Origin of the sequence: Acididesulfobacillus acetoxydans, from assembly GCF_902729405.1 — a bacterium.
In the GTDB taxonomy this organism is placed as follows: Bacteria; Bacillota; Desulfitobacteriia; order Desulfitobacteriales; family Desulfitobacteriaceae; genus Acididesulfobacillus; species Acididesulfobacillus acetoxydans.
Genome location: NZ_LR746496.1, coordinates 2797026 through 2820779, shown reverse-complemented (window position 1 = coordinate 2820779; position 23754 = coordinate 2797026). Strand labels below are relative to the sequence as shown.

Sequence of the window (23754 nt, the reverse complement as noted above, 5' to 3'; positions counted from 1 at the left end):
AATCTCCCCATGGCTAAAGCCTGTCTAAAGCCAGGGGCATGCGGCTAAGCCTCTCGGTCAAAGCACGAGAGCGAGCACAAGAGCGGGGAGCAGGGAGAGCCAAGCAGCTAAGCGGACCAGGGCCAGGGTCGTCCGAATATCAGCGCTTTGCAAAGGGCGGAGGGCATCTCCCATTTCCGCACGGTGGGAAAGCTCCCCCTGATAGATGTTCATTCCTCCCAGTTGAATGCCCAGGAGTCCGGCGGTCACGCTCTCGGGGTTGCCGCCGTTAGGGCTGGGGTGTGACTTGGCGTCCCGCCGCCAAATGCGTAAGGCCGAGCGCACGTCCAACCCCTGGCCCGAGCCCGCCAGCAAGAAAAGAGGTACGGAGAGCCGGGCGGGAAGGAAATTGGCCCAATCGTCCGCGCGGGCGGAAAACCAGCCGAAAGAGCGGTAGCGCTCATTGCGGTAGCCCACCATGGAATCCAGCGTGCTCACGGCCTTAAAAGCCCAGGCCAGCGGGGCTCCGCCTACGGCAGCGAAAAGAAGGGGCGAAAGGATCCCGTCCACAAAATTCTCGGCCAGAGTTTCCACCGTTGCCCGGACGACTTCCCCTTCGCTTAAGCGTGAGGTGTCCCGGCTGACAAACCCGGCCAGAGTCCGGCGCGCTTGAGGAAGGTCCCCCATCTTCAGGGGCAGGTAGACACTTTTTCCCGCCTCTAAGAGGGATTTCCCCGCCAGAGCCGAGGCGATGAGGCAAACCTGCAAGGCCAGCCCCACAAGAGGGTGAATCAGGGCGGCCAGTTTAAGCAAACCCCAAGTCAAACCGTACGTGCCCCCGATGAGGAGGACGGCCAGCAGGATCCCTTTGCGCTTGCGGGCCCGAGCCGTTCCCCGATTGAGGCGCTTCTCGCCCCAGGCTGCGGCCCTTCCCAGCCAAATGACCGGATGGGGCCAACCTACTGGGTCTCCCAGAATGCGGTCCAAAATAAACCCCAGCAGCAAGACGCACCCCGGGGTGAGAACGACCCCGGGCAAAAACGCCAGCGGCCGGCTCAGGTGGAAGCCGGGCATTTTGCCCAGGAAAGAGACGGGGATATAGCCGGCCAGGCTGCCCATAGCTCAGAGCCCCATCAAAGCCCGGATCGCCGCCAGATCCACGCTCTTACGGACCAGGTCGGCCAGCCGGTTGAAAGCTTGTTCCCGCATGGCCGCCTGAGAAAGGGAACGGACAGGGGGGCGGCTCTGCCCGCGCCTCTGCCAGAGCCAGGCCAGAAGTGCCCGGCGCAGGGAATCGTTGTCAAAAAGGCCGTGCAGGTAAGTGCCCACGGCTGTGCCCGCTTGCAAACCGTCCCCGTAAGGGGCTCCCCCCGCTTCCAGTTCAAACAGCGGCGGTTGATTCTCATCCGCCCGGGAGGAGCCCATATGAATCTCGTAGCCGGACACGGCCTGGCCCCGGCATTGTTCAAAGAACAGAGAACCGGCCAGGATGCTGCCCCGACTTTGCACGGTGTGCTTTTCCGGTAAAATCTCCGTCTCCAAAGGCAGGATATTGAGTCCGGGGGTAACTTCCAGGGCTGATTCCAGGTGCAGGGGATCCCGAACCACCCGTCCCAGCATCTGATAGCCGCCGCAGATCCCGATGATAGGCAATCCCCGTTGCCAGTCCTCCCGCAGGCGGGCCGCCAGGCCGCTGTCGTGCAGAAAGCGCAGATCAGCCAAAGTATTTTTGCTGCCCGGAATGACGACCAAATCGGGACTGCCTAAGGCATCCGGGTCGGCCACATAGCGCACCGCCGCATCCTCTTCGTCGCGCAGAGCGTCAAAGTCTGTGAAATTAGAAATGTAAGGCAGACGGATGACCGCAATGTCCAGCCGTCCGGCTGCTTCACCTGCGTCAGTTTCGTGCCCCGGCCTCAATGGTTGCGCCTGTTTAGCCAGTCGCGTCTTTTCCTGTTCCAAAACCACCGAATCCTCCTCCGGGATCGAGAATTCGGAGAAATAGGGCACAACCCCCAGAACCGGGATCCCGGTCTTCTCCCGCAAGAAGTCGAGAGCCGGTTGCAACAGCCGGATATCCCCCCGAAACTTGTTGAGGATAATTCCTTTCACCAGAGCGCGTTCTTCCGGCTCAAGGAGCTCCAGAGTGCCAACCACCGAGGCCAGGGCACCCCCCCGGTCAATGTCGGCAATCAGCAGCACCGGGGACTGGAGCGCGCGCGCCACCCGCATGTTGACAATATCGTTGGCCTTCAGATTTACTTCAGCCGGACTTCCCGCCCCCTCAATGACCAGGACCTCATTCTCATCCCTCAGCTGACGCAGGCAGGTTTCCACGGCCGGCCAAGCCGTTTTTTGGTATTCTCCGTGATAATCCCGGGCCGGAAAAGTGCCTTGGGCTTTGCCCAGGAGAATGACCTGAGAATTGGCTTGTCCCGTCGGTTTGAGCAAAATTGGGTTCATGCGGACATCCGGTTCCCGGCCGGCCGCCTGAGCTTGGACAACCTGAGCCCGTCCCATTTCCCCCCCCGCCGCCGTGACAAAGGAATTTAAAGCCATGTTCTGGGCCTTAAAGGGCGCCGTCAGGTACCCTTCCTGGTAAAAAATCCGGCAAAAGGCCGCAGTCAAGACGCTCTTGCCCACATTGGAGGAAGTGCCTTGGAACATTAAGGTGCGGGCCTGCCGCTGTCGCTTCGCTGCAGCCTGGTAGATGAGGGCGTTGACAGCCGCGGCGGCCAGCGGGCTTCCACCCCGTGTCCCCCGCACCGTCAGGCAGGGTATTTCCCGGTTCTGCCAGAGGATTTCCTTGGCTTCCGCAGCTCCGACAAATCCCACCGGCATACCGATGATCAGGGCCGGCCGCAGGCTCGGGTCCTCGGTCAGACGCAGAACTTCCAACAAAGCCGTGGGGGCGTTACCGATGGCGACGATGGCCCCGGCCAGGCTCGACGCGTGCAGGCGCAAGGCGGTCATACTCCGGGTGAGCCCCCAAGCTTTGGCCTTCTCCGGCACCTCGGGATCATGCAGAAAACACTCGACCCGGCCGCCGAGCTGGGCTAAGGCGCTCTTGGCAATGCCGGCCCGAACCATTTCTACATCGGTAATCACGGATGCTCCCCTTTCCAGGGCCGCCAGCCCGGCCGCCACAGCCTCGGGGCGCAGGGCGACGACTTCTTCCAAACTGGGGTCCCCGCTGGTATGGATGAGGCGCTCGACCACCGGCAGTTCCTCAGCCTTCCAGTTACGCTTCAACTGCGAACGGATCAAACGCATGCTCTCGCTCTCTATGGCTTGAGGGTCAGTGAGAAAGACACTCATGCACCCATTGCCTCCTTAATACGCAAGCTGGCCAGATTCGCAATCATATCATCGGCTCCCAGGGCTTCGCTGAAGATGATTTCCAGTTCGGGAAATTCCCCGCGCACCTCCGCGACTTCCTCGTGGATATCCACGGTGACGTGCATGCCGGAAAAAAGAAACAAAGGCATGACGATTACTTTCTTCGCTCCTTGGCGGGCTTTATCCCTGACCGCTTGCGGCAGGCTCGGTGAACCGTGAGACATAAAAGCAGGCGTAACCGGTCTCCCCATCAGGGCCTCCACTTTGTCCGCCACCTCAATCAGTCCTTGGTTGGCTTCCGCCCGGCGGCTGCCGTGGCCTAAGAGAATGATTTCCGTTTCCATAAGTCATCTTCCACCTTCACAATAAATTCGCTTGGGGAGAGAAAGGCGCTCACCTGAGACGGGCGTTTGAGCAGAACGAGGGGAATCCCTCTGCGGCTGCAAGCGAGGATTTTGGCCGGGGTCCCTCCTTCTCGTCCGCTGTCTTTGGCCACGACCACCTGGATCCCAAGCTGGGCCATCATAGCTTCATTCCACTCCCGGGAAAACGGTCCCTGGGCGGCGATGATCTGGCGCGGCTTCAAGCCCAGTTCTTCACAGCGCTGCAAGACTTTGGCTGTGGGCAGGACCCGGACGAACAGCGTTTTGTCCTTGAGTACGGCCTGTCCCAGCCATTCCGGCAGGCCATTGCTGCCGGTGGTGAGGAGGATGCGCTCACCCAGCCCTGCGGCGAGTCCGGCCGCGTCGGTAAGGTTTTGCGCCCAGTAAATTCCCCCCTGCGGCCGACCCTCTTTTGTGGGGGATTTATCTGCAGAGGAAACCACGCGTCCGGGGGGAATTCCACCTTCCGGGGAAACTGCGTCCGGGGAAACCGCGTCCGGAGAAACTGCGCCCGGAGAAACTGCGCCCGGAGAAATTGCGCCCCTGCGTGAAACCACGCCGTCTGGGTAAATCTTCTTCCCCGGTGAGAGTCTTTCTCTGCCGGAAGATGCCTTCCCGGAAAAAACTCCGGCGCTCGCCGGGCGTTCCCAACGGAAATAAGCCGTTCCGCTGCCCGTGCAGGCCGTCTGGGCGATGGCCCGGATGTTCTGGGCATAGGGATGCGTGGCATCGATCACGGCGTCGAAAGCCCCGCTTTCCAAAACGCGGTCCAACTCGCCCGCCGAGAACGCTCCGTACCGGACCCTGAGCCCCTCGGCCTCAGCCAACTCGGCCCCGTATTCCGTCAGAGTGGAGACTAGGACTTCATGTCCGCGTCCGGCGAACTCCCGGGCCAAGAAGCGGCCATCCCGGGTCCCGGCCAGAACCAGGAGCTTCATAGGCTGTAACCCCGGGGTGTCACAAGATACGGACCCAGGCGGCGGGTTTGGGAATTGCCGATGATGACGGTACTCAACATATCGATCTTCTCCTGAGTAAAGTTTGCCAGGGTGCGTATGACCGCTGCGGATCCCGGTCCGCGCAGGGCTTCACGCACGATGCCCACAGGCGTTTCCGCAGCCCGGTACTGGAGCAGGACCTCCCGGATAACCCCGATCTGTTCGGTCCTGGCGGCGCTTTTCGGGTTATAAAGCGCGATGACAAAGTCCCCCTCTGCCGCTAAATGCACCCGGCGCAAAATGACATCCCAGGGAGTCAAGAGATCGCTGAGGCTGATCGCGGCAAAGTCGTGCATTAAAGGGGCACCCAAGACGGCCGCGGCGGCGTTCGCGGCCGTTATGCCGGGGATGATCTCCAGCGGCATTGCCAAAAGGTCAGCCTCAGACAGGCATTCGATCAGGATGCCGGCCATGCCGTAAATACCGGCGTCCCCACTCGACACCAAGGCAACCCTGTGTCCTTTACCAGCCAGGCGAACGACTTCCCGGCAGCGCTCCACCTCTTGACGCATGCCTGTGGCCGCAACCGTCTGCTCTCGCAAGAGAGGGCGAATCAAGTCAATATAAGTTTTGTAACCGGCGACCGTGTCCGCCTCAGCCAAAGCTTCCTTGGCCCGTTCTGTCATATGTTCGGGATTTCCCGGGCCGAGACCCACGACAAAGATCTTTCCAGACTGAGAGCTAACGTCAAGCCGGCCATTTTGACTTTGGGCAGAATCAAGACCCCCTGCTCCGTTCCCAATAGACTCGCTGCTTCGCATACCCCATCCACCCCAATCATCTTACGAACAAAGCCGGAGCGGCTCAGTCCTTTTTCTTCATTCATTCTTTGGATTGCCTCGGCGGCAAAGGTCCGGAAAGGAAGGCCCAAGTGGTTGGCCGCTTCCCGCAGTCCTTGTTCGCCGGCTTTCAAATCGATACTGTAAAGTCCTTTTACGGCGAGAGAAGAGGTTCCCGCCCGTTCCAGGGCCACTTCTATCCCCTCGAGCACGGCGGCGCTGTCTATTCCCCGCCGGCACCCCACCCCGATACTGATCACCGGGGGAACGAGGTAAATACCCCCGTTTGCCGTCCCCGGAAAAGCGGAAATAATCACCTGAGCTCCGGGGGTTACTTCTCTCCGGTCAAGTTCCCGCGCCGCTCCCGTGCTTCGGTTCTCCCGGCCTGCGTCCCGTAGTGCCCATCCCCTGCTTGTGTTGTTCCGGCCCGCATTCTGCGCCGCTCTTCCCGTACCCGCGCTGTTCCGGCCTGCGTTCCGCGCTCCTCCTCCGCTGCCGGCGTCCGCAGGGAGAGTATTTATGTTATCCGCTTCCCGGCTCGGTCTATCCGTCTTCCGGCTCAACTTACTGCCCGGGCTCAACCCGGCCGTCCCGAGGAAGAGATAGTTGGGATCCTGACGGAGCGGGTGCCCGGGAGCCAGCGCAAACTCGGTGGCGACTGTCAAATAGCCTTTCTCCAGCAGGTGCCGGTTGACGGCCGGCAGATTGGCGAGCGGGGTGACCCGCCAGCCCAGGCGGCGGGCGTATTCATCCGGAGCGACCAAGCCGTTGACATCGGTGGCGGTGGTGATCACGGCCAGGGCGCCGGTCTTTTCCTCTAAGAACTTAGCCCAGGCATTGGCTCCGCCCAAATGCCCCGAAAGGAGCGGAATCAGGAATCTCCCTCCTTCGTCTGCGACCAGGACCGCCGGGTCCCGATCTTTGCTATGCAGCAGGGACGCAATTTGACGGACGGCAATTCCGCTGGCCATGACGAAGACAAACAAACGGTATTCTTGCCAAATTTCGGGCAGTAACTCCTTAAGCCGGCGGAAAGGACGGGCCCAAGCAGGAAAAGGAGAGCAGTGCACATGCAGGAAGATATCGGCGGGCTCGGGCAATACTCCGGCCAGAGCTCGAGCTACAGCCCCTCCCCGGTCCGTTAAGGCGATGAGGGCCGCCTTCATTCGGCCTTCCCTTGCCGATAGCCGTGGCTGAAACCAGGATCGTAGAGCTTGGAGCGAGAGTAAGGGGAAGTCAGGAAATCCCCCACTAAGATCTGGGCTGTTTTGCGTACGCCCTCCCGTTGGACCTGTTCCTCAATGTCCGCCAAAGTTCCCCTCAGGATCTTCTGATCCGGCCAGCTTGCCTTATAAACGACGGCTGCCGGCGTCGAGGCGGGGTAGCCCGAGCGCAGGCTCTCGACCACTTGACCGATCTCCTGCACGCTGAGGAAAATGGCCATGCTCGCTCCATGCCGGGCCAGGGCGGCCAAATTCTCTTTTTCCGGCACGGGTGTCCTGCCGGCCAAACGGGTCAGGATCAAAGTCTGGGACACGGCCGGGAGCGTGAATTCGCGCTCCAGCGCAGCGGCGGCGGCAAAAACCGAACTGACACCGGGAATGACGGAGAAAGGAATCTTTTCTTGGGATAAGCGGTCCATCTGTTCCTGAATCGCCCCATAAAGTGAGGGATCCCCCGTGTGCAAACGGACCACATATTCCCCCTTTTTTGCCCCCGAGACCATGATTTCCACGACCTCTTCCAAGGTCAAAGCGGAACTGTCGTGGAGCGGGATGCCGGGGCGGCAATGGTCCAAGAGCGCGGGATTAACCAGGGAGCCGGCATAGATGACCCGCTCCGCCCGCTCCAAGGCCTTCTGCCCTTTGAGGGTGATAAGTTCCGGGTCCCCGGGGCCGGCTCCCACAAATACCACTTCAGCGGCCACTGTTTTCCTCCTCCTTCGCTCCCTTGACCAACATCAAACTCAAGTAGTCAATGCCCTCTTCACCCAAATCGGCCGCCTGGGGCTGCCAGCGCACCGTCTGCCCCTTTTGTCCCACTCGGGTCAGGAGGACCGCGGGCCTGCCGCTTTGCTCAAAAGTTGCGAGAAGTTCCGGCAGACGTCTGGATACTTTTAAAAAGACCAAATTGGGAAAGTCTTGATAAGCCGCCGCCGTTTCGGCACTGGGCAAAACCAGCAGGGGTTCATCTCCCGCAGCCAAAGGAAGGTTGACCAGGGCCGCGGCCGCCGACATGGCCGTGATCCCCGGAACGGTCCGGATGCACTCTTCCGGAACCAGTGCCCTCAGGCCGTCTACCAAGTAGCTGTAAGTACTGTAGAGAGAAGGATCTCCCAAGGTGATGAAGGCCACACTCGCTCCCTGTTCAAGATGAGCCAGAATCTTTTGCGCCCCCTCCCGCCAAGCCGCTTCCAGCCGGGCACGTTCGGAGGTCATAGGCAGTTCAAGCTCAATTATCCCGGCATCCTGACGGCAGTAGGGGCGGGCTATTTCCCAGGCAACGCTTTCTCTCTCCAAACGCGACTTGGGAATCGCCAGAAAATCCACCTGTTGCAGGATTTTTTGCGCCCGCAGGGTCAAGAGTTCTGGATCCCCGGGACCTACCCCAACTCCATAAAACACACCCCAATTTATCACAGTTCTCCTCCTTTGCGCGCTGAAGTGATAAAGATTTGGTTGAGAGATTGGGCCATGTGCAAATCGGAAATCTTTGGCCAGCGCACGGCCTGGATGGAAATGGTCTCAATGTCGGCGAAATTCAGTCTTTCCAAGGCCTCCAAACCTTTGAGGGTGTTTTCCAAAGTCACAGCCGTCATAACCAGGCGGCCGCCCTGAACCAGGGGAGCTTTTTCGATGATCGCTGCCAGCCTGCCCCGGCTGCCCCCGATAATACAGACATCCACGGGGGGAATGCGGGCGAAAATCTCCGGTGCCGTCCCGGCCACGAGTTGTAAATTGCTGACGGCAAATTTACGCTGGTTAGCCCGAATCAGTTCCTGAGCCTCAGGGTCATTTTCCACCGCGTAGACTATTCCCTCCCCCGCCAAAGCCGCCGCCTCAATGGCGATACTTCCCGTACCCGCCCCCACATCCAAGATGTGGTCATGGAGGGAAATCTGAGCCTTGGCCAACACTTGCACCCGAATCTCCGCTTTGGTCATGGGGACTTCGCCCCGAATAAATTCGCGGTCGGGAATGCCAATGCGCAGGGCATTGTCTTGCCAGGGGTTTTGGGGGAAAGTGGGATAAATAATGAGAATAGCGTTGCTCAACGGTTGGGGATAGCGCGCCAATTGTTCCGCGTCCAAGGTTTCCCAGACCTCTTCCGGGTAGCACAAAGAGTTACCCACCGAAATCCTGGGGTTGATGCCGCGTTCCAGCAGCAGCTGCGCTACCTTTTGAGGAGTATTGTTTCCCCCCGTCAGGACGGCCAAAGGCTTAAGAATAGTCCTGGGCAAACTGGCCAGGTCCCGCCCGTGAACACTGGCGAAGGAAGCGTCTTGCCAGGGAATCCCCGCCCGGGCAAAGGCAAACTGGACGGCACTCAGACCCGGGTGCGCGTTGATGACCTCTTCCGTAAACTCCCGGCGCAAGGCCGCAAGAAAGCTGAAAAAGCCGGGGTCCCCCGAGACGAGCACACCGACCACCATGTTTTCTTCCAATAAATTAGCCACCAGCTGCAAACTTTGCACCATATCCCCGGATAAATGGTAGCTGCCTTTGCGCAGTTCGGGAAACAGGTGAAGCACGCGTGAACTGCCGACGATGGCATCACACTGAGCCACGATGTCATGTGTCGCCTGTGGAACCCATTCCGGCCGGCCCGGGCCGACCCCGATTACATGAATCATGCCAAACCTCCCTTTTTAAAACGAAAAATCGAGCTTCTACTTCTTAAGCTCGAAATGGTTTCCCGCCAACCACATCCCCCATCGCTCGTAGGTCTGTGCCAACCCCGGGGCAGGTCTCCTGGCTCAAGATCATTGCTTTCACGTCCCTTCCCAGCTCACGCCGGTGGTTATCACGGAAAACTCCCTTTCACAGTGGCGGGACCGCGCCGGATTCACACCGGCTTCCCTATTATCCCTCAAAGAGGGAACCCCAAGGTATTGTGTTTCAATTGTCAGGGCCAATGTCAGTTGTCAAGGTAAGGTTCAGTGCCCCAGATGAACCCAGAAATGGACGCTGCCTGTAATTATCCTTTCATTGCACTACCATAGATTTCATTGCACTACCATAGATTGTACTACACTTAGGCCTCTTCCGCCAGACAGACCACCCCTTGTGCGGGACAAAATTTCTAAGCAAATCCTGGTAAGGGGACCGGAGCTTCGGTCCTTTCGCAACCAGAGTTTACCGCTTTGTAACTATATGTTTGCCGTTCAAACACCCGGCCAAGACCAGCCTGCTTCGACAAAGATGGCCGGAGCCAACTCGTCCCAACCGATGAGTCGGCCGTCCAGCAAAGTGAACACTGTCCCAATCTCCATCTGGTCCCGCACATATTCTCGGGCCCGCCGGCTTGCTTTTCGGGCCAGACCGTTCAGGATAGATCCCTCTCCCGCCGCCATCAGTAATCCGGCCGCCCCTTCCAGCGTCGGCAGCGCGGCTAACTCTCTCAGGCGCGCGGTACTGAGTCCCGCCAGAGCGGCCTCAGCCAGCAAAATTTCCATCCGAGCATCGGCCATCCGGTTATGGGTATGAAATATCCCGCCGGCAACTTTGATCAGTTTGCCAATATGCCCGAAGAGGACGACTTCCCGGACACCCCTGTATGCCGCTTCCTCCAAGAGGAAGCCGACGAAGTTGCTCATCTGAACCACGGCCTCGGCCGGAACGCCCAGCTGCTCGGTGGCCGTGCGAAAGCCATAGTGGCCGGGGGTCAGGATGATACGATGATGGCCGTAAGCAACCGCCTGATCCAATTCGGGCAAAATCGAGGTTTTGAAGGCCTCCTCCGACATGGGCCGGACAATGCCTGTGGTGCCCAGGATGGAGAGTCCCCCTTTAATGCCCAGACGCGGGTTCAAAGTGTGCTTTGCCGCCTCTTCCCCGCGCGGAATTTCAATGGTGACTTCAACTTCCTCCCGCGGAAACACTTCGCGCACGGCGGCTTCAATCATGCGCCTGGGCACAGGATTTATGGCCGCTTCCCCGACCGGAACCTGCAATCCGGGCTTGCTCACCCGGCCGACTCCCCTGCCGCCTTGCACCCGGATGATTCCCTGCGGAGCGAGCAGGCGCGTGGTGACGACGATAGCCAACCCGTCCGTAACATCCGGGTCGTCGCCGGCATCTTTGACGATGGTCGCGCAGGCCTCCGGAAAGCGCAAGTCCTGATTGGCTATCGGCAAGATGAGCCGACCGCCATCCGGAAGGGGAATATCCACCGTTGTCTTCTCAGGCCCCGTCTTTTCCGCTTCAGTCTTTCGCACATCTGTTGGCGGCGCATCTGTCATCCGCGCACCGGTCTCCAGCGATTTCTTGTTCTCCGGCTTCGCTTTTGCCGCTTCCTCTGTCCGCCCCCCGCGGCCGTCGATGCCTTGCAGGAGAAGGCAGCCGGCCTTGGCCGCCCCGGCCGCACAGCTTCCGGTAGTATACCCCTGTCGCCAAGTGTGGGGATCCTTATTTTTACCCATGGCTTTTACTCATACTTTCTTGCCCTGCCTTCATGTTCTTGTCCCTCAGAACAATATTCTCCATTATCTAAGTCAAGGAGGGTTCTCGTAAGTATTCAGAAATACCCGCATCCATTTCTATTTTATGCTTTAGCCACAGCCATTCCATGGGTCTTCTGGTTTGTGGCGGGATACATGAGTCACCTTGAACCTGTAGACAATGGAGAGAATTACCTGTTGACGGGACAGGCCTAGTGATGGAAACCAATCCTGTCGCCCGAACTCACCACGGAGTTACTCTGCAGATGTTCCAATTCCCTGCGCAAATCACTCAGGAGCAGGGATACCATGTCGCGACTGACCCCGTGACGGATCAAGATGCGTTGGACAGTTGTATTCTGCCGCTCGGCCGGGAGCGGGTAGGAAGCGATCTGCCAGCCGCGCATTCTTAAACGCTCCGAAAGATCATACAGGGAAAATTCCGTTGCCTTTTCATCTCTGAGAGTATAACAAACTGCCGGTATACCGCCGTGACCGTCATACAATATTTCCAGCCTATCTATTCCTTTCAGCTGCTCGCCCAAGTATTGGGCGCTACGGGCACAGTCGTGCTGAATGGCGGTGTAGCCCTCACGGCCCAAGCGCAAGAACTTATAGTACTGAGCGATGATCTGCCCGGCCGGTCTGGAGAAATTCAAAGCAAAGGTCGGCATTTGTCCCCCCAAATAGTCCACGTTAAAGACCAATTCCTCGGGCAAATCGGCTAGACTTCTCCAAATCACCCAACCGACACCCAAGGGAGCCATGCCAAATTTGTGACCCGAAGCGTTAATGGATTTAACTCTGGGAATGCTAAAGTCCCACTTGAGATCCTTTTGGATAAAAGGCGCAATAAAAGCCCCGCTGGCCCCATCCACATGAATGGGAATATCCCAGCCCCTTTCATTCTCAATCACATCAAGGGCTTCCGCCAACTCCCGCACAGGTTCGTAAATCCCCGTAAATGTGCTGCCCAAAGTCGCCACGACGCCAATCGTGTTCTCATCACAATAATCTCTTAGCTGATCGGGCCGCATACCCAACTCACCGGGCTTCAAAGGAACTTCTCTGATCTCGACATCAAAGTAACGCGCAAATTTGTGCCAGCATATCTGGACCGGCCCGCAGACAAAATTAGGATTATGCGTGGGTTTTCCCTCTGCCTCACGCCGCTTGCGCCACTGCCATTTGAGAGCCAAGCCGCCCAGCATGGCCGCTTCACTGGATCCCGTTGTCGAGCAGCCGATGGTGCCTTTCTTGTCCGGTGCGTGCCAAAGGTTTGCCAAGATGTTTACGCAGCGTTGTTCAATTTCGGCCGTTTGGGGATATTCATCTTTGTCTATCATGTTTTTGTCAATTGACAAATCCATAAGCTCCCGGACTTCGTCTTCAATATATGTAGTGCAAAAGGTCGCCAAGTTCTGCCGGGCATTTCCATCCATGAAGAGTTCATCACGGATTAATTGCTTTATTACCCGAGGATTAGAAGCGTCTTCCGGCAGCTTGCTTTTGGGGAGTTGCATCAGAGACACCGGATCAGTATAGATGTCTTCAAATTCTTCCTCGTCCTTTTTGGTTCTGCGACGATGCAAGGCCATATTCTATCCCACCTTTCGCACACAAATATTGTCCGCATAAGTATTACCCGCACCTAAAGTGGCACTCCTGCCCTATTTAATAATCCGGTATTACCCGCACTGACTTTCTCTCCGCGACTGCCTTCCTCTCCACAACCACTATTTTTCCGTCTTCACAAATAATGTTTCCCCAGTGATACGCTATCATTCGGAGCAACAGCTTCTTACGAAATTTCGCTGTCAGAATCACGTCTTGCCTGTCAGTATATCTCTTTTCACTCGCAACATCAACACGGTAATGAGGATACTCGGCCATACCCCAAAGCAGCCCCTAAGCCGGACGCTGTCCCGCATGAAGTATTAAAAGGCGGCACGAACGTACCGGCCTGTAGGACCGGGAGGAATCGAAATTGCATCGGACGCTGTCAGCCGCATGAAGTATCAAAGCGGCACGAACATACCTGCAAGCACACTGAAGATGAAGATATTCACAAGCACCCTCCGGACTGGAAATAAGCGGCTTCTTAGCGTATACTTTTCACCGAGGTCCTTTTGTTTTCCTACCGGTTTACAGTGTTAACCCATCTCTGATCTTTGCTCAATTTGGGGGTGAATATTTCCCCGCTGGGAGAAGACAACAACATGCATGATAACCCCCTGCGTCAATTTCCTTATGCCGTGTTCCACTTCGCCGAAGGCGGTGAGGTGATTTTGGGGAGTATGAACAGTCGCTCACACTCCCCTCTCCCCTTATTCGTGGTTAGGCTTATGCGCCGCCTGGATATTGCGCTCTTTCTGTGTATCAAACTCCGAGTAGTGAGGATCCCGGAGCGTCACCGGGGATTTCGGACGGGAAACCTTCTTGTGTGCTCCCATATTGGCCTCCTTTTTTGCTTGGGATGAACCTATTTTCCCCCCCTCTCGCCGGTCTATGCGGACGCCGTGAGCCGGAAAAGGCTGCTTTATGGAGCGCTTGGTTCTGTGCCCGGTCAATGCTAAAATAAGAAGCGGGAGTCTTAGGCAATGGATACATGATTCCCAGGCCCAAGTGAACTTAATCGGGGAAGTCACAGCAAAATCTTGGTATCGCCACAGGATAAGGTTGCCGGGGAGGTTAGCAAAATGTGGGATTCACCAGCGGCATTGCTCGAGGCCTTGGCCGACGAAGGCTACTTGTTGGATGAAGAGCCGGCGACGACGCTCTTTCTGGCCTTGGCCCTGGAAAAGCCCTGCCTGATAGAGGGTCCGGCCGGGGTCGGCAAAACTCAACTGGCCCTGGCTTTGGCCAGAGCAGCGGGCAGGCGTCTGCTCAGGCTTCAGTGCTACGAGGGGTTGGATACGGCTAAGGCCTTATACGATTGGGATTACGCCAAACAGTTATTGCGCCTCCAGGCAGGGAAAACGGAAAATTGGGATGCGATTAAGACGGATCTGTTCGGAGCGGAATTTCTCTTGGCGCGCCCTTTGTTACAGGCGATTCGGGCCTCTGAACCCGTATTGCTGCTCATCGACGAACTTGACAAAAGTGATGAAGAATTTGAAAGCTTCCTGCTGGAATTATTGGCGGAATTTCAAGTAACTATTCCGGAACTGGGCACGATAAGGGCAGAACACAAGCCGGTCGTCATCCTGACCAGCAACAATGCCCGGGATTTCAGTGATGCTTTGCGGCGGCGCTGTGTCAATCTCAATCTGTCATATCCTACTTTGGAGCGGGAAGTGGCCATCTTGCGCCGGCAATGTCCCGAAATTGCTCAAAGCCTGTTAGACGATGTAGCGGAATTTGTGGCCAAAGTGCGCAAGCTCCCTCTGCGCAAACTGCCCAGCGTTTCGGAAAGCCTCGATTTTGCCCGAGCTCTGCATGCCCTGCAACGGCAACAACTTGCGCTCGACCAATTACCCGGCACCCTGGCCGTCTTGCTCAAATATCCCAAAGATCTGGCCAAGCTGGAGGAACGCCTGCAACAATGGCAAACGGAAGCTGCGCGCGCGGCCGAGGTTCAGTGAGATGGACGGTTGGCACTTTCTCGTCTTCACAAGCGCCCTCCGTTATGTCGTTCCCGTCTCAACTCAGGATCTCGGCGAGGCGCTCAAGGCGCTGCGGCGTTTTCCGCACTTACCCGAGAAACAGGTGCTGCGGGCTACCCTGATTCATAGGCCTCAGGAGATGAACGCTTTCGAACTGGTTTGGCAAGCCGTCTTTAACCGGGCTCCCCTGGCCGAGGAAAGAAAAGGAAATCCGGGCTCGGCTCCGGCTCAAGCCTCAGGCCCCGGTGAGCTGGGGCAGGGCCGGGGCAGTGGCGGGGTCAGTCTCCAGGCCGGCCGGCCTTCTTTTGCGAAGGTACGCGCCCTTCTGGCAGGCTGGGACCGGACCGTGCCCGAGGTAGCCCTGGAAGAGACGGTTAGACAGCTTCTCGGAGAAGCGGGGGCCCACACCTGGCTCAACGCTCAGGAACTGGCCTTCAGCCGGGGGCAAACGACCGCCGACGACTTCGAGGAAGCCAGGAACCACCTGGAATCCCTGGCAGAGGCTCTGCGCCGGGAACTGAAAATCCGAAACATTGAACTGGACAACAGCTGGGAGTCTCTGCACCGGGAATCCTGGCAGCATAAACCCCTTCTGGGACTCACGGCCGAGGAAAGAAGCCTGGTGCAAACGGCCATCCGCCAGTGGGGCCGCAGGCTGGCGGTCAGGCCGGGCTGGCGTTTTTCCCCGACCCGCCGGGGCGCCCTCGATCTCCGGGCAACAGTACGCGAAGCTTCCCGCAATGACGGCCGCGCTTTTCATCTGCATTACCGCCGCAGGCTCCCTCGGATCCCGGAACTTGTCGTTCTCTGTGATGTGTCCAACTCTGTGGCGCCTTACGCCGAGTTTCTGCTTTTCTTGGTGGCTCGCCTGCGCGCCAACTTCCGTCGCGTCCGTCTCTTTTTCTTTATAGACACTTTGTGGGATGTTCCCGCCGAGATCTGGGATGACGATTTACAGGATCTCTCCCCGGCTATCCAATCCTGGTCCGGGAAGGCCAGTTCCGGTTTTTCGGATTACGGCCGGGTTTTCCGGCAGCTGGCGGAAAACGTTTTGCCTGAGATCTCCGCGCTTTCCACTCTCCTCATCCTCGGCGACGGCAGGAATAATTTCCGGCCCGCTCAAGCTGAGTACTTAGCGGAGATTGAACAGAACGTGCGCAGCATTCTCTGGCTCAACCCCCTCAATCCAGAGGAATGGCTGGCCAGAGACAATGCCCTGCCATCTTATCGCCCCTATTGCCGGGCCGTGTACCGCTGCCGGACGGTGCAGGACCTTCACCTCATCGCCGGGGCACTGCTCAGGTGATAAAGCCTGTTGAAAGTGCACGGTCGCATCTTCGGCACGGCCCCATTCAGAGCGGGCTCGTGTTTCAGGGCAAAAGATATCTGACAATGAGATATTACCTGAGAGATTAGACATTGGGAGGTTTTTACAGTGCCTGTAAACAGCCACGATCACGTGGACAGCCATGAGCACCATAATTCTAACCATTTGATGAACTTTGCCGAGAGAGAGAAACTCCTTCCCTCCCGGCAGATCCTCGAGCATTTCGGCCTCAAGCCGGGCGATTCCCTGGCGGACCTGGGCTGCGGTTTCGGTTTCTTTGCCCTCAGGGCCGCGGAGATGGTGGGCCCCCGGGGAAAGATCGAGGCTGTGGATGTAGAGCCGGAACGGCTGAAGGTTTTGGCGGCCCGAGCAGAGGAACGGCAGGTCAGAGAGCGGATCCATATTCATCAGGCTGAAGACGAAAGCGTTCCCCTGCCGGCGGAATCCGTAGCGATTGTCCTGATTGCGGGCGTCTTGCACGAGCTTGGGGATCCGTTGGCCTACCTGCGGGAAGCGTGGCGGATTCTCTCAGCCGGGGGCCGGATTTGGATTATCGAATGGCAAAAAAAGGAGACCCCCATGGGTCCTCCGTTGGCTGACCGTAAGTCTGCGCAAGAGTGGAGTTCTCTCCTCGAAGCCGCCGGTTTCGGTAACATCTGGTTCCAACCGCTCGCGCCCGGCCATGTCCTCCTCAAAGCCGCTAAAGTGTCGCATATGGCTTAGAGTAGAAGTTCGACCTGGATATACTACATCCTGTTCGGATTTTGTAAAATTCACTTTCCGAACGGGCAGTGAGGATAAGTGCAGACTTTGCACTCCAGGCAGAGCCCGCCGTGACCGAGCTTGGCAATATCGCGCTTAGTCAGGTGTTCTCCGGCCAAGACCCGAGGTGCCACAAGGTCGAAGACCGTCGTTTTGGAATACATGACACAGCCGGGCAGCCCCATGATGGGAATATCGCCCAAATAAGCCAGCAAGAACATGGCCCCGGGGAGAACAGGAGAACCGTAGGTGACCAATTCTCCGCCCAGCTCCCGGATGGCCGTAGGTGTCACATCATCCGGATCGACCGACATGCCGCCGGTTACCAGAACCATTTCCGCGCCTTTATCCAGGTGTTCGCGAATGCGTCCCTGGATCATAGGAATGTCGTCGTCGGCAAAGCTTTGGCCTATTACCGTCGAACCCCAGCCTTCGATCTTGGCCCGGACCACCGGGCCGAATTTGTCCTTGATCCGGCCGTGATAGACTTCGCTCCCGGTCGTGACGACACCCACTTTCCAGGAACGCAGCGCTTTCACCTCCAAAATCGGGCCGTTATGAGACTGAGCTACTCGTTCTGCTTCCGCTAAAATGTTTTCCTCAATCATCAGGGGCACTACCCTCGTCCCCGCCACTTTAGCCCCTTTTTCCACGGGGCGGTGACTGTGCAGGGTGGCCAGGACGATATACTCCAACGAATTTAAGTCATAAACCGCCTCTTCCGCCACATACAGCAACCCGGAATACTCGGCCGTAAGGGTGATTTTTCCCTCGCTGGGCTCACTCAAATGCAGCCCGGGTCCGGTTACCGCCCGGGCCAGCCGCTCGGCGGCCTCATTTTCATGGACGAGCCCTTCCGTCCGGTCCCAGACATAAAGGTTTTCCTTGCCCATGCTGAGGAGGACGGGAATGTCTTCCTCCCGCACGATATGTCCTTTCTTGAAACGCGGTCCTTTGCTCTCACCCGGGAGAATTTGGGTCAAATCGTGAAGGAGAACGGAACCGACGGCATCTTCTACTCGAATTTTTTGCATAGCTGGGTATAGCCTCCTTTTCTGGTTCGGAAGGTGTGCTCATTTCTAAGCAAACCCCGGTTTCATCTCTGAAACGGCCCTGTTCCATGGGTTTGGAGACCTTTAGGAAGCGGGGCTCGGAATCCGCGTGTCTCTGCACGCATGCCCGGGGAAACGTTTTCTGCCGCCTTACGGAGTCGCGCGGTCTGCGCGATTCGCCCTCTACAGGCGCTGCGCAGCGGTCATCGGGGTCTGTCTCGAAAAATAGTCCGCAGCGGGTCATCTGTTACCCGCACGGCAGGCTCACAGCGGTGCCGCCGTATCTCCAACGGGCCGCGGGAATGGTCCGCGGCGCGCCGGGCAACGCTTCGCTTTATCCGCGCAAGGCCCGCACCGGGTTGTGGTCCAGAACTCGGTCTTTGACCACCAGGGTCGTGACGGGTGCCTGACATGTTTGCTGTAAAATGATATCGTGACCCAGGCACAGCCCCACTTGCACGACCAGGTCACACTGCGCCAGGTTGAGCAGTTTAGCCTGGGCCACCGGGTTACAAATGGCCGCGAAGCGCTCCGGGTGAGCTTTGGGCAAGTCGATTTCGCTGTAATCAACGGCGCCCACCCGACAACAGACGGGGATCGCTTCCAGACCCTCCTCTCGCAAGAGTTTAGCCAAGGTCTGCGCCTCCGGCATGAGCGTGACACAAAAAGCGATGCCGATCTTGTGGTATCCCATCTCCTGAGCGAAGAAGATGAGTTCCTCCACCCGGTTGCGCAAGACTCCGTCCGGCGTAAAAGGAGTCCGATCGGCCTTCTGCATCAGTGTCTTTAAGGGTTCCTCCCGGTAGCCCTGAATGTCCTTCGCGATCTCTTCATGAGTGAGCGTCGGACAGGTTTTGGGCATACGGGCCGTGTCCCCTTTGAAACTCGCCGCCGTCTGACAATAGAGACAACCGTAGGCCGTTTGCTGGGGCATTCTTAACCACTCCAATTTAAGCAAGGGAGAAACCCTCCCTGGTTCTCCCTTGCATGTTATCGCAATTTAGGGGACAAATCAAGCAAGCCACCCTCAATATCTCAATACATAGAATCTCACCAAATAGTCGTCAGACTCAAAAGTCAGGCAGGTCGTTCTGGGGTGCAGACCGACCTGCCTGTACCGGATGGCGTCACAAGGGCTTGGACATTCCCCTGCCCTAATACGGCCAGGGATAGGTCTCAATGCCGTTGAGGATCAGGCAGTTGCGCAGGGCGAAGCCACCCAGGAAGAGGGCCACCGTCAGTGCCAGCATGGCCCAGGTGCTCTCTAAACCGCCGAAAACGAGGTAAGCGCTGAGCACGAGCGGGAAAAGCAGGCCGACGAGCGGATAGAGCAGAAGAAAACGGGGGGTTTTTAACATGCGGTGCATTCCCTCCGTGGCTTCCACGGGGCCGTTATGCGTATGCTCAAGGTAGGCCAGGGAAATCCCGAAGGCCAGGAGTGAAAAGGCGAAAATGCCCCCGGCGAACACGGTGTAGAGCGTGCCTGAGACGGGAAAGAGGCTGCCGAGAAAAGCCAGGGCCAATTCAAAGCTCGTAATCAGAAAGAGCAAAGGCAAAGCCGGGGTATGCCAGAGGGGAATGGAAGCGGGGGCCGCCAAGAGCCCGCCCGAAATGATCGGGAACAAGAACCCCGCCAGCGCGGCTATGGCACCGAAGAAGACCTGGTAAGGAGTCAGAGCCTGGCTGATTCCGCTGAGAACCGGGACATAGGCAAATTGAGGCAGGACGAACAGGATTCCGGCCACATAATTAAAACCGATGAGAATGACGTCCCAGGAGACTCCTGACTTGGTGAAATTATTTAAGGAAAAAACCGCGTTGATTGGCCTCTCCAGGTCAAAGAAGACCAGAAAGGCACCGGCCAGAGCAAACAAGACCAGAGCAGAGACCACGGTCAGGGGAATCATCACTTGGGTCGCCGCAAAGAAGTGAAAGATGAAAGCCAGGGCCATGAGGGCTCCCCCCAAACCGCCGAAGAACAAATAGACGGACACCGGCCACTCATAGGCTTCTTGCCGTTCAACATGCATAGGCTGGGCCATAGATCAATCCCTCCTTCGAATTTCTTTTGCACACCGGACAGATATCGGGAAAGTAAACATTAGGATCAATAGATATAATAGACGCGCGGCTTGGTCCCCAAATCCGGGCGCAAAGGTTTGGCCAGCCCGCTGGAGACCGCTTTGCCTACCGTACTTGTGGGATCATCCAGGTCGCCAAACTGGCGCGAAAGCGTGGGGCAGGTTGCGACACAGGCCGGTTCCAGGCCGCGGCTGACGCGGTCTTGGCAAAGCGTGCACTTATCCACGTGCACTTTTTTATGCTGGCTCACCTCACCGTAAACTTCTTTTTCCTGGGCTACGTCTTTCTTGTCGTAGACGTAGCGGGCACCGTAAGGACAGGCGGCCATGCAGGCCTTGCAACCCAAGCAAGTGTCATAATTGACCAAAACGAAACCTTCGTCACTTTTAAAAGTCGCTTTGGACGGGCAGACAGTCATACAGGCCGGCTCCTCACAGTGCATGCAAATCGTGGGAACGAAATAGCGGCCGGTACTGGGATACTCGCCTTTCTGTATATCCATCACTTTGGTCCGCCATTTGTTAGACCAATAGGGTGTCTGATTTTCCAGGGCACAGGCTGCGCTGCAGGCCTGACAGCCGACACAGGAGCGCAAATCGATCACCATGCCATAACGTGACATGCTCTTTTCCCCCTTTCCCTTACTTCGTAACGCGTACGGTGAATTCCTGGGTCTTGAAAGCACTGACGATCGGCTCGACTTGATAGGGAACGAGCCGGTTGAGAGCCGTACCTACACCTGAACTGTACTTGAGCAAGGGATTTTCCGTGCCGAAGGAAGAGGACATGAACACCGTATCCGGCCGGATCATTTCCGTGACAAAAGCATTAATCCGGACGCTTTGCCCGCTGAGACAGTTTTCCACGGTCACTGTGTCGCCGGTCATAATGTTCAAGAGGCTCGCTCTTTGGGGGTTAATCCACAGCCCCATGAATTCGTCCTCTTTGGCTTTGGACAAGGCCATGAGAATGGGGTTGTTGGAATTGGTCGAGGCGTAGGAAACGGTCGGCGTTTTCCCGTACGTGAAGAAAAACTCATCCGGCTTCTTTTCCTGATTCAATTGAGGCGGCATATAGACCAACCCCGGGTCCCAGTTGATCCGGTAGCCCTCCTGCCGGACAAACCCGGCCAAAAGAAGAGAGTAGATTTCGATGCGGCCGGACGGGGTCGGGACGGGGAGACACCGGCAGATCGCTGCGTGTTCCATTAGTTTCTCTTTGGACTCCACCACCAGGACACCTTTTTCGCGCAGAGTCTTCTCCAGTTGCTCCGGACTCTGTCCGAGCGCCCGGGCGTGATGTTTGAACGATACGCGGCGAATCGCTTGGGTGAAGGTTTGTTCACCTTTAGTCGCCTTGCCGACCTCCTCCTTAATTTCGGCCAAGTCATAGCCTGTGAAAGCGGAAATCGTCTCCATGAATTTGTCCAGGGCACCGAAACCGACAGCAAACTCGAACAGGATGTCAGCGGTGCCCTTAGTCTCCGGCTGAGGCTCCACGGCACTGAACCGGGTCGTGAGAGCGAGATCTGTGGCGGGACCGGCGCCGTAAAGGAACGGCTCGTCTCGCTCAATATAATTTTGATTGGGCAGGATTACATCGGCATAAGCCGCCGTATCGGATGGAACAATATCAATAGCCACGACGAGACCCATGTTGGGATGGGTGAGGATGTTTTTCCAACGAGTATCCGGATAGAAATGGCGCACAGGATTGGCGGCATTCATCAAAAGGGCCTTGATTCGATAGGGCTCCCCGTTGAACATGAGCTTCCCTTCCACCGCCTCCTCCAAACCGTAATCAGAAAAGGCCGGGAAAATAACACCGGGTTTGCCCTCCGCTTTATCAGCAATCGATTTGGCCATGGCAAAAGAAGGGTGACCATGGGACCATTCGGCTGGGTTAAAGAACTTTCCCGCGGCCGTCAGGGGAAACTGCAAGCCGGGCAGACTCAGAACCGGGACTTCTTTCCCCTCTTGCCTGGCTTTGAGGAAAGCCAACAGTTTTTCGTGATATTCCCCGGACATCAGCCAGCCTCCCGGTGTGTCAAATCCACCCACCAGAGCTTGGAGGACAGACTGCAGCCTCCGGGTGTTGAGAATGTTTTCGTAACGGGCGCCATGCCAACCCGGATCCACTAAGGCGGGGCGAGTTTGGCCGAATTCCAGGGCAATGCGCTCAATGGTCGCCGCCGGCAGACCGGTTTCCTGTTCAGCCCAAGCGGGAGTGAATTTCGCCGTCTGTTCCAACATATACTGAAAGATCGTCTTGGCCTTATTGCCGTCAAGCGCAAATCCCTGAGGTACTTCCAGAGCCGGCACGAGGTTCTTCCCTTCCGTATCGAGGGCATTCGTGTTGCTGTAACCCGGGAGCCGGTGCACTTCGCCGCTGATCCGATCCAGAACCCGGAAGGATGTGGGAAAGCCTTGTTCGTCACTCTCCGTCAGGGGCACGACCATCCCTTGATTTTCCAGCGCCAAGAAAGGCATGTTCGTGTGCTTGATGAGGAACTCTTCATCATACAAGCCTTGGCGCAGCATGACGTGAATGAGAGCGAGAAAAAAGGCACCGTCTGTACCGGGTTTGATCGGCAGCCATTCGTCCGCTTTGGCGGCCGTTTCGGAAAGGCGGGGATCGAGGACGACCACCTTCGCCCCTCGTTTTTTGGCTTCGGCAAAACGGACTAAACGGCTGGTGGAAGCAGCGGCCACGCCGGAGTTGGTCATCGATAAAATAATATATTTGGCATTTTCGAAATCGGCCAGGACCTCGTCGTGAAAGTTGAAATTGCCTGTGACTAGGTCATTGCCGAAATGCCCGGCCGCGACACACTGCTGCATCGGCGAAGCGACAATATTGGGAATACCGGTGGAAAATACGAAAGATAAAGCCAAAGGCATATAGAAGACACAGGAAGTCCAGCCGCCGACCATACTCATCTCCCACGGTTGAACCTGATACTCCTCCAGCTTGCGCATGACGTAGCCATAAGCTTCCTCCCAGGAAGCGGGACGGAAGTTCCACTCCCCCCTTTTCGAGCCGGGAACCCGAATCAGGGGGGTTGTCAGGCGTTGAGCATCATAGGTCTGGCGCAAGCCCGCCTGACCGCGGGCACAGGTCTTGCCCCGGTTCAAGGGACTGTTCGCATTTCCTTCGATCTTGACCGCCGTTTTCTTCCCGTCAATCGTCTTTACACCTACACGAACGTTGCAGACCGTTGAGCAAAAATTACAAATGCTCGGCACCCACTCCACATCGCGGGAAGAGGTCGTCTGTCTGGCCGCAACTTTGCGTTCTTTCTGAGAGCTCATATCCCTACCCCCTTTGTACACATTTTCTTTATTATAGTAAGCATATAGTTTTTCTTGAATTTATGCGAATGACAAATCGGGGCATTTGCCGCTTTCTGCGTAAAGGAGCTTTAATATGGTTAAGAACTTGTCATTTTTCTTAGATTTACCCCTATACCATGGGTGGGTATGCGTAGGCAAAGCCTGTCTTTACCAGACTGGACGAGTAAGAAAAACAAAAAGCATTCAATTATTTGCTTAGGTGACCCCGCAAAAAGATGTGCTCTTCCGCCTGGACTGGGCAGGAATTTCCGGACTCAGCACGAAATAGAAAGTAGGAATTAAAACAGAAACAGAAATTAAAACAGTAACAGAAACGGAATCGGGAAGACCCGCTTGTACGACCGTCGCTCCGGCAGAGCGATCGGGCGCAGGCAGAAGCCAAAGTTTGCACTGAAAACCTCGGCAAATCCGAGGAGCATCGCTTACAAGCGCCGGA

Annotated in this window: 19 protein-coding genes, 1 pseudogene and 2 riboswitches; of the genes and pseudogenes, 3 read left to right on the top strand and 17 right to left on the bottom strand. The window is 57.1% G+C overall.

Going from position 1 to position 23754, the window contains the following annotated elements; genetic code table 11:
• Nucleotides 1-57 precede the first annotated feature (57 nt).
• The 12 genes and pseudogenes from cbiB to gad all read right to left on the bottom strand — a co-directional run bounded on the left by cbiB (nt 58) and on the right by gad (nt 12735).
• On the bottom strand, nt 58-1098 hold the full coding sequence (cbiB, locus tag MNU25_RS12490; RefSeq protein ID WP_240985372.1) for an adenosylcobinamide-phosphate synthase CbiB: 1041 nt from the start codon (nt 1096-1098) through the stop codon (nt 58-60).
• A gap of 3 nt (nt 1099-1101) precedes the next feature.
• Nucleotides 1102-2646, bottom strand: a complete 1545-nt coding sequence (locus MNU25_RS12485; RefSeq protein WP_240986831.1) for a cobyric acid synthase — start codon at nt 2644-2646, stop codon at nt 1102-1104.
• Nucleotides 2647-2697: 51 nt separating this feature from the next.
• Nucleotides 2698-3297: pseudogene (locus MNU25_RS12480) on the bottom strand (precorrin-8X methylmutase); the annotation flags it as partial.
• Nucleotides 3294-3662 (bottom strand): sirohydrochlorin chelatase, encoded by a 369-nt coding sequence (locus MNU25_RS12475; RefSeq protein WP_240985371.1) that lies wholly within the window; start codon nt 3660-3662, stop codon nt 3294-3296. The gene MNU25_RS12475 and the pseudogene MNU25_RS12480, both read right to left, overlap by 4 nt.
• Nucleotides 3638-4639, bottom strand: coding sequence for a precorrin-6A/cobalt-precorrin-6A reductase (locus MNU25_RS12470; RefSeq protein ID WP_240985370.1), 1002 nt, complete (start codon nt 4637-4639; stop codon nt 3638-3640). Before MNU25_RS12470 ends, MNU25_RS12475 begins: the two co-directional genes overlap by 25 nt.
• A complete protein-coding gene (gene cobJ, locus MNU25_RS12465) occupies nt 4636-5325 on the bottom strand; it encodes a precorrin-3B C(17)-methyltransferase (protein WP_240985369.1) in 690 nt (229 codons plus the stop codon). The genes MNU25_RS12470 and cobJ overlap by 4 nt, the downstream gene beginning before the upstream one ends.
• Nucleotides 5322-6644 (bottom strand): cobalt-precorrin 5A hydrolase, encoded by a 1323-nt coding sequence (locus tag MNU25_RS12460; RefSeq protein WP_240985368.1) that lies wholly within the window; start codon nt 6642-6644, stop codon nt 5322-5324. The genes cobJ and MNU25_RS12460 overlap by 4 nt, the downstream gene beginning before the upstream one ends.
• Nucleotides 6641-7405 (bottom strand): precorrin-4 C(11)-methyltransferase, encoded by a 765-nt coding sequence (gene cobM, locus MNU25_RS12455; protein ID WP_240985367.1) that lies wholly within the window; start codon nt 7403-7405, stop codon nt 6641-6643. Before cobM ends, MNU25_RS12460 begins: the two co-directional genes overlap by 4 nt.
• Nucleotides 7395-8117 carry a precorrin-2 C(20)-methyltransferase gene (gene cobI, locus MNU25_RS12450; RefSeq protein ID WP_240985366.1) on the bottom strand — a complete coding sequence of 241 codons (723 nt, stop codon included), beginning with the start codon at nt 8115-8117 and terminating at the stop codon, nt 7395-7397. The genes cobM and cobI overlap by 11 nt, the downstream gene beginning before the upstream one ends.
• Nucleotides 8114-9331, bottom strand: a complete 1218-nt coding sequence (gene cbiE, locus MNU25_RS12445; protein ID WP_240985365.1) for a precorrin-6y C5,15-methyltransferase (decarboxylating) subunit CbiE — start codon at nt 9329-9331, stop codon at nt 8114-8116. The genes cobI and cbiE overlap by 4 nt, the downstream gene beginning before the upstream one ends.
• Nucleotides 9332-9422: 91 nt before the next feature.
• Nucleotides 9423-9599: riboswitch (cobalamin riboswitch) on the bottom strand.
• 263 nt (nt 9600-9862) lie between these two features.
• Entirely contained in the window at nt 9863-11119 is a 1257-nt protein-coding gene (gene cbiD, locus MNU25_RS12440) for a cobalt-precorrin-5B (C(1))-methyltransferase CbiD (protein WP_240985364.1), read from the bottom strand.
• A gap of 230 nt (nt 11120-11349) precedes the next feature.
• Entirely contained in the window at nt 11350-12735 is a 1386-nt protein-coding gene (gad, locus tag MNU25_RS12435; protein ID WP_240985363.1) for a glutamate decarboxylase, read from the bottom strand.
• Between the two features lie 1101 nt (nt 12736-13836).
• On the opposite strand from gad, the gene MNU25_RS12430 reads away from it, so the two are divergent.
• The 3 genes from MNU25_RS12430 to MNU25_RS12420 all read left to right on the top strand — a co-directional run bounded on the left by MNU25_RS12430 (nt 13837) and on the right by MNU25_RS12420 (nt 16792).
• On the top strand, nt 13837-14721 hold the full coding sequence (locus MNU25_RS12430; RefSeq protein WP_240985362.1) for an AAA family ATPase: 885 nt from the start codon (nt 13837-13839) through the stop codon (nt 14719-14721).
• A 1-nt stretch (nt 14722) separates the two neighbouring features.
• Nucleotides 14723-16048 (top strand): VWA domain-containing protein, encoded by a 1326-nt coding sequence (locus MNU25_RS12425; protein ID WP_240985361.1) that lies wholly within the window; start codon nt 14723-14725, stop codon nt 16046-16048.
• 129 nt (nt 16049-16177) lie between these two features.
• Nucleotides 16178-16792, top strand: a complete 615-nt coding sequence (locus MNU25_RS12420; RefSeq protein ID WP_240985360.1) for a class I SAM-dependent methyltransferase — start codon at nt 16178-16180, stop codon at nt 16790-16792.
• Between the two features lie 50 nt (nt 16793-16842).
• Here the strand turns inward: MNU25_RS12420 and MNU25_RS12415 are convergent, their stop codons facing one another.
• The 5 genes from MNU25_RS12415 to MNU25_RS12395 all read right to left on the bottom strand — a co-directional run bounded on the left by MNU25_RS12415 (nt 16843) and on the right by MNU25_RS12395 (nt 23276).
• Nucleotides 16843-17865 (bottom strand): molybdopterin-binding protein, encoded by a 1023-nt coding sequence (locus MNU25_RS12415; RefSeq protein WP_240985359.1) that lies wholly within the window; start codon nt 17863-17865, stop codon nt 16843-16845.
• A riboswitch (molybdenum cofactor riboswitch) is annotated at nt 17864-17999 on the bottom strand. (Overlaps the previous gene by 2 nt.)
• A 218-nt stretch (nt 18000-18217) precedes the next feature.
• Entirely contained in the window at nt 18218-18841 is a 624-nt protein-coding gene (locus MNU25_RS12410) for a DUF1847 domain-containing protein (protein WP_240985358.1), read from the bottom strand.
• 196 nt (nt 18842-19037) lie between these two features.
• Nucleotides 19038-19925 (bottom strand): NrfD/PsrC family molybdoenzyme membrane anchor subunit, encoded by an 888-nt coding sequence (nrfD, locus tag MNU25_RS12405; protein ID WP_240985357.1) that lies wholly within the window; start codon nt 19923-19925, stop codon nt 19038-19040.
• Nucleotides 19926-19990: 65 nt separating this feature from the next.
• A complete protein-coding gene (locus MNU25_RS12400; protein ID WP_240985356.1) occupies nt 19991-20587 on the bottom strand; it encodes a 4Fe-4S dicluster domain-containing protein in 597 nt (198 codons plus the stop codon).
• A gap of 19 nt (nt 20588-20606) precedes the next feature.
• Complete coding sequence (locus MNU25_RS12395; protein WP_240985355.1) at nt 20607-23276, bottom strand: molybdopterin-dependent oxidoreductase; 2670 nt, start codon at nt 23274-23276, stop codon at nt 20607-20609.
• Nucleotides 23277-23754 lie beyond the last annotated feature (478 nt).

What these genes read in the sequence shown, in the direction of transcription:
- MNU25_RS12475 (WP_240985371.1), bottom strand. Translation starts at nt 3,662, where the DNA reads ATGGAAACGGAAATCATTCTCTTAGGCCACGGCAGCCGCCGGGCGGAA.
- nrfD (WP_240985357.1), bottom strand. Translation starts at nt 19,925, where the DNA reads ATGGCCCAGCCTATGCATGTTGAACGGCAAGAAGCCTATGAGTGGCCG.
- cbiE (WP_240985365.1), bottom strand. Translation starts at nt 9,331, where the DNA reads ATGATTCATGTAATCGGGGTCGGCCCGGGCCGGCCGGAATGGGTTCCA.
- MNU25_RS12470 (WP_240985370.1), bottom strand. Translation starts at nt 4,639, where the DNA reads ATGAAGCTCCTGGTTCTGGCCGGGACCCGGGATGGCCGCTTCTTGGCC.
- cbiB (WP_240985372.1), bottom strand. Translation starts at nt 1,098, where the DNA reads ATGGGCAGCCTGGCCGGCTATATCCCCGTCTCTTTCCTGGGCAAAATG.
- MNU25_RS12425 (WP_240985361.1), top strand. Translation starts at nt 14,723, where the DNA reads ATGGACGGTTGGCACTTTCTCGTCTTCACAAGCGCCCTCCGTTATGTC.
- MNU25_RS12415 (WP_240985359.1), bottom strand. Translation starts at nt 17,865, where the DNA reads ATGCAAAAAATTCGAGTAGAAGATGCCGTCGGTTCCGTTCTCCTTCAC.
- gad (WP_240985363.1), bottom strand. Translation starts at nt 12,735, where the DNA reads ATGGCCTTGCATCGTCGCAGAACCAAAAAGGACGAGGAAGAATTTGAA.
- MNU25_RS12395 (WP_240985355.1), bottom strand. Translation starts at nt 23,276, where the DNA reads ATGAGCTCTCAGAAAGAACGCAAAGTTGCGGCCAGACAGACGACCTCT.
- MNU25_RS12400 (WP_240985356.1), bottom strand. Translation starts at nt 20,587, where the DNA reads ATGTCACGTTATGGCATGGTGATCGATTTGCGCTCCTGTGTCGGCTGT.
- cobJ (WP_240985369.1), bottom strand. Translation starts at nt 5,325, where the DNA reads ATGACAGAACGGGCCAAGGAAGCTTTGGCTGAGGCGGACACGGTCGCC.
- cbiD (WP_240985364.1), bottom strand. Translation starts at nt 11,119, where the DNA reads ATGGGTAAAAATAAGGATCCCCACACTTGGCGACAGGGGTATACTACC.
- MNU25_RS12460 (WP_240985368.1), bottom strand. Translation starts at nt 6,644, where the DNA reads ATGAAGGCGGCCCTCATCGCCTTAACGGACCGGGGAGGGGCTGTAGCT.
- MNU25_RS12430 (WP_240985362.1), top strand. Translation starts at nt 13,837, where the DNA reads ATGTGGGATTCACCAGCGGCATTGCTCGAGGCCTTGGCCGACGAAGGC.
- MNU25_RS12485 (WP_240986831.1), bottom strand. Translation starts at nt 2,646, where the DNA reads ATGTTCCAAGGCACTTCCTCCAATGTGGGCAAGAGCGTCTTGACTGCG.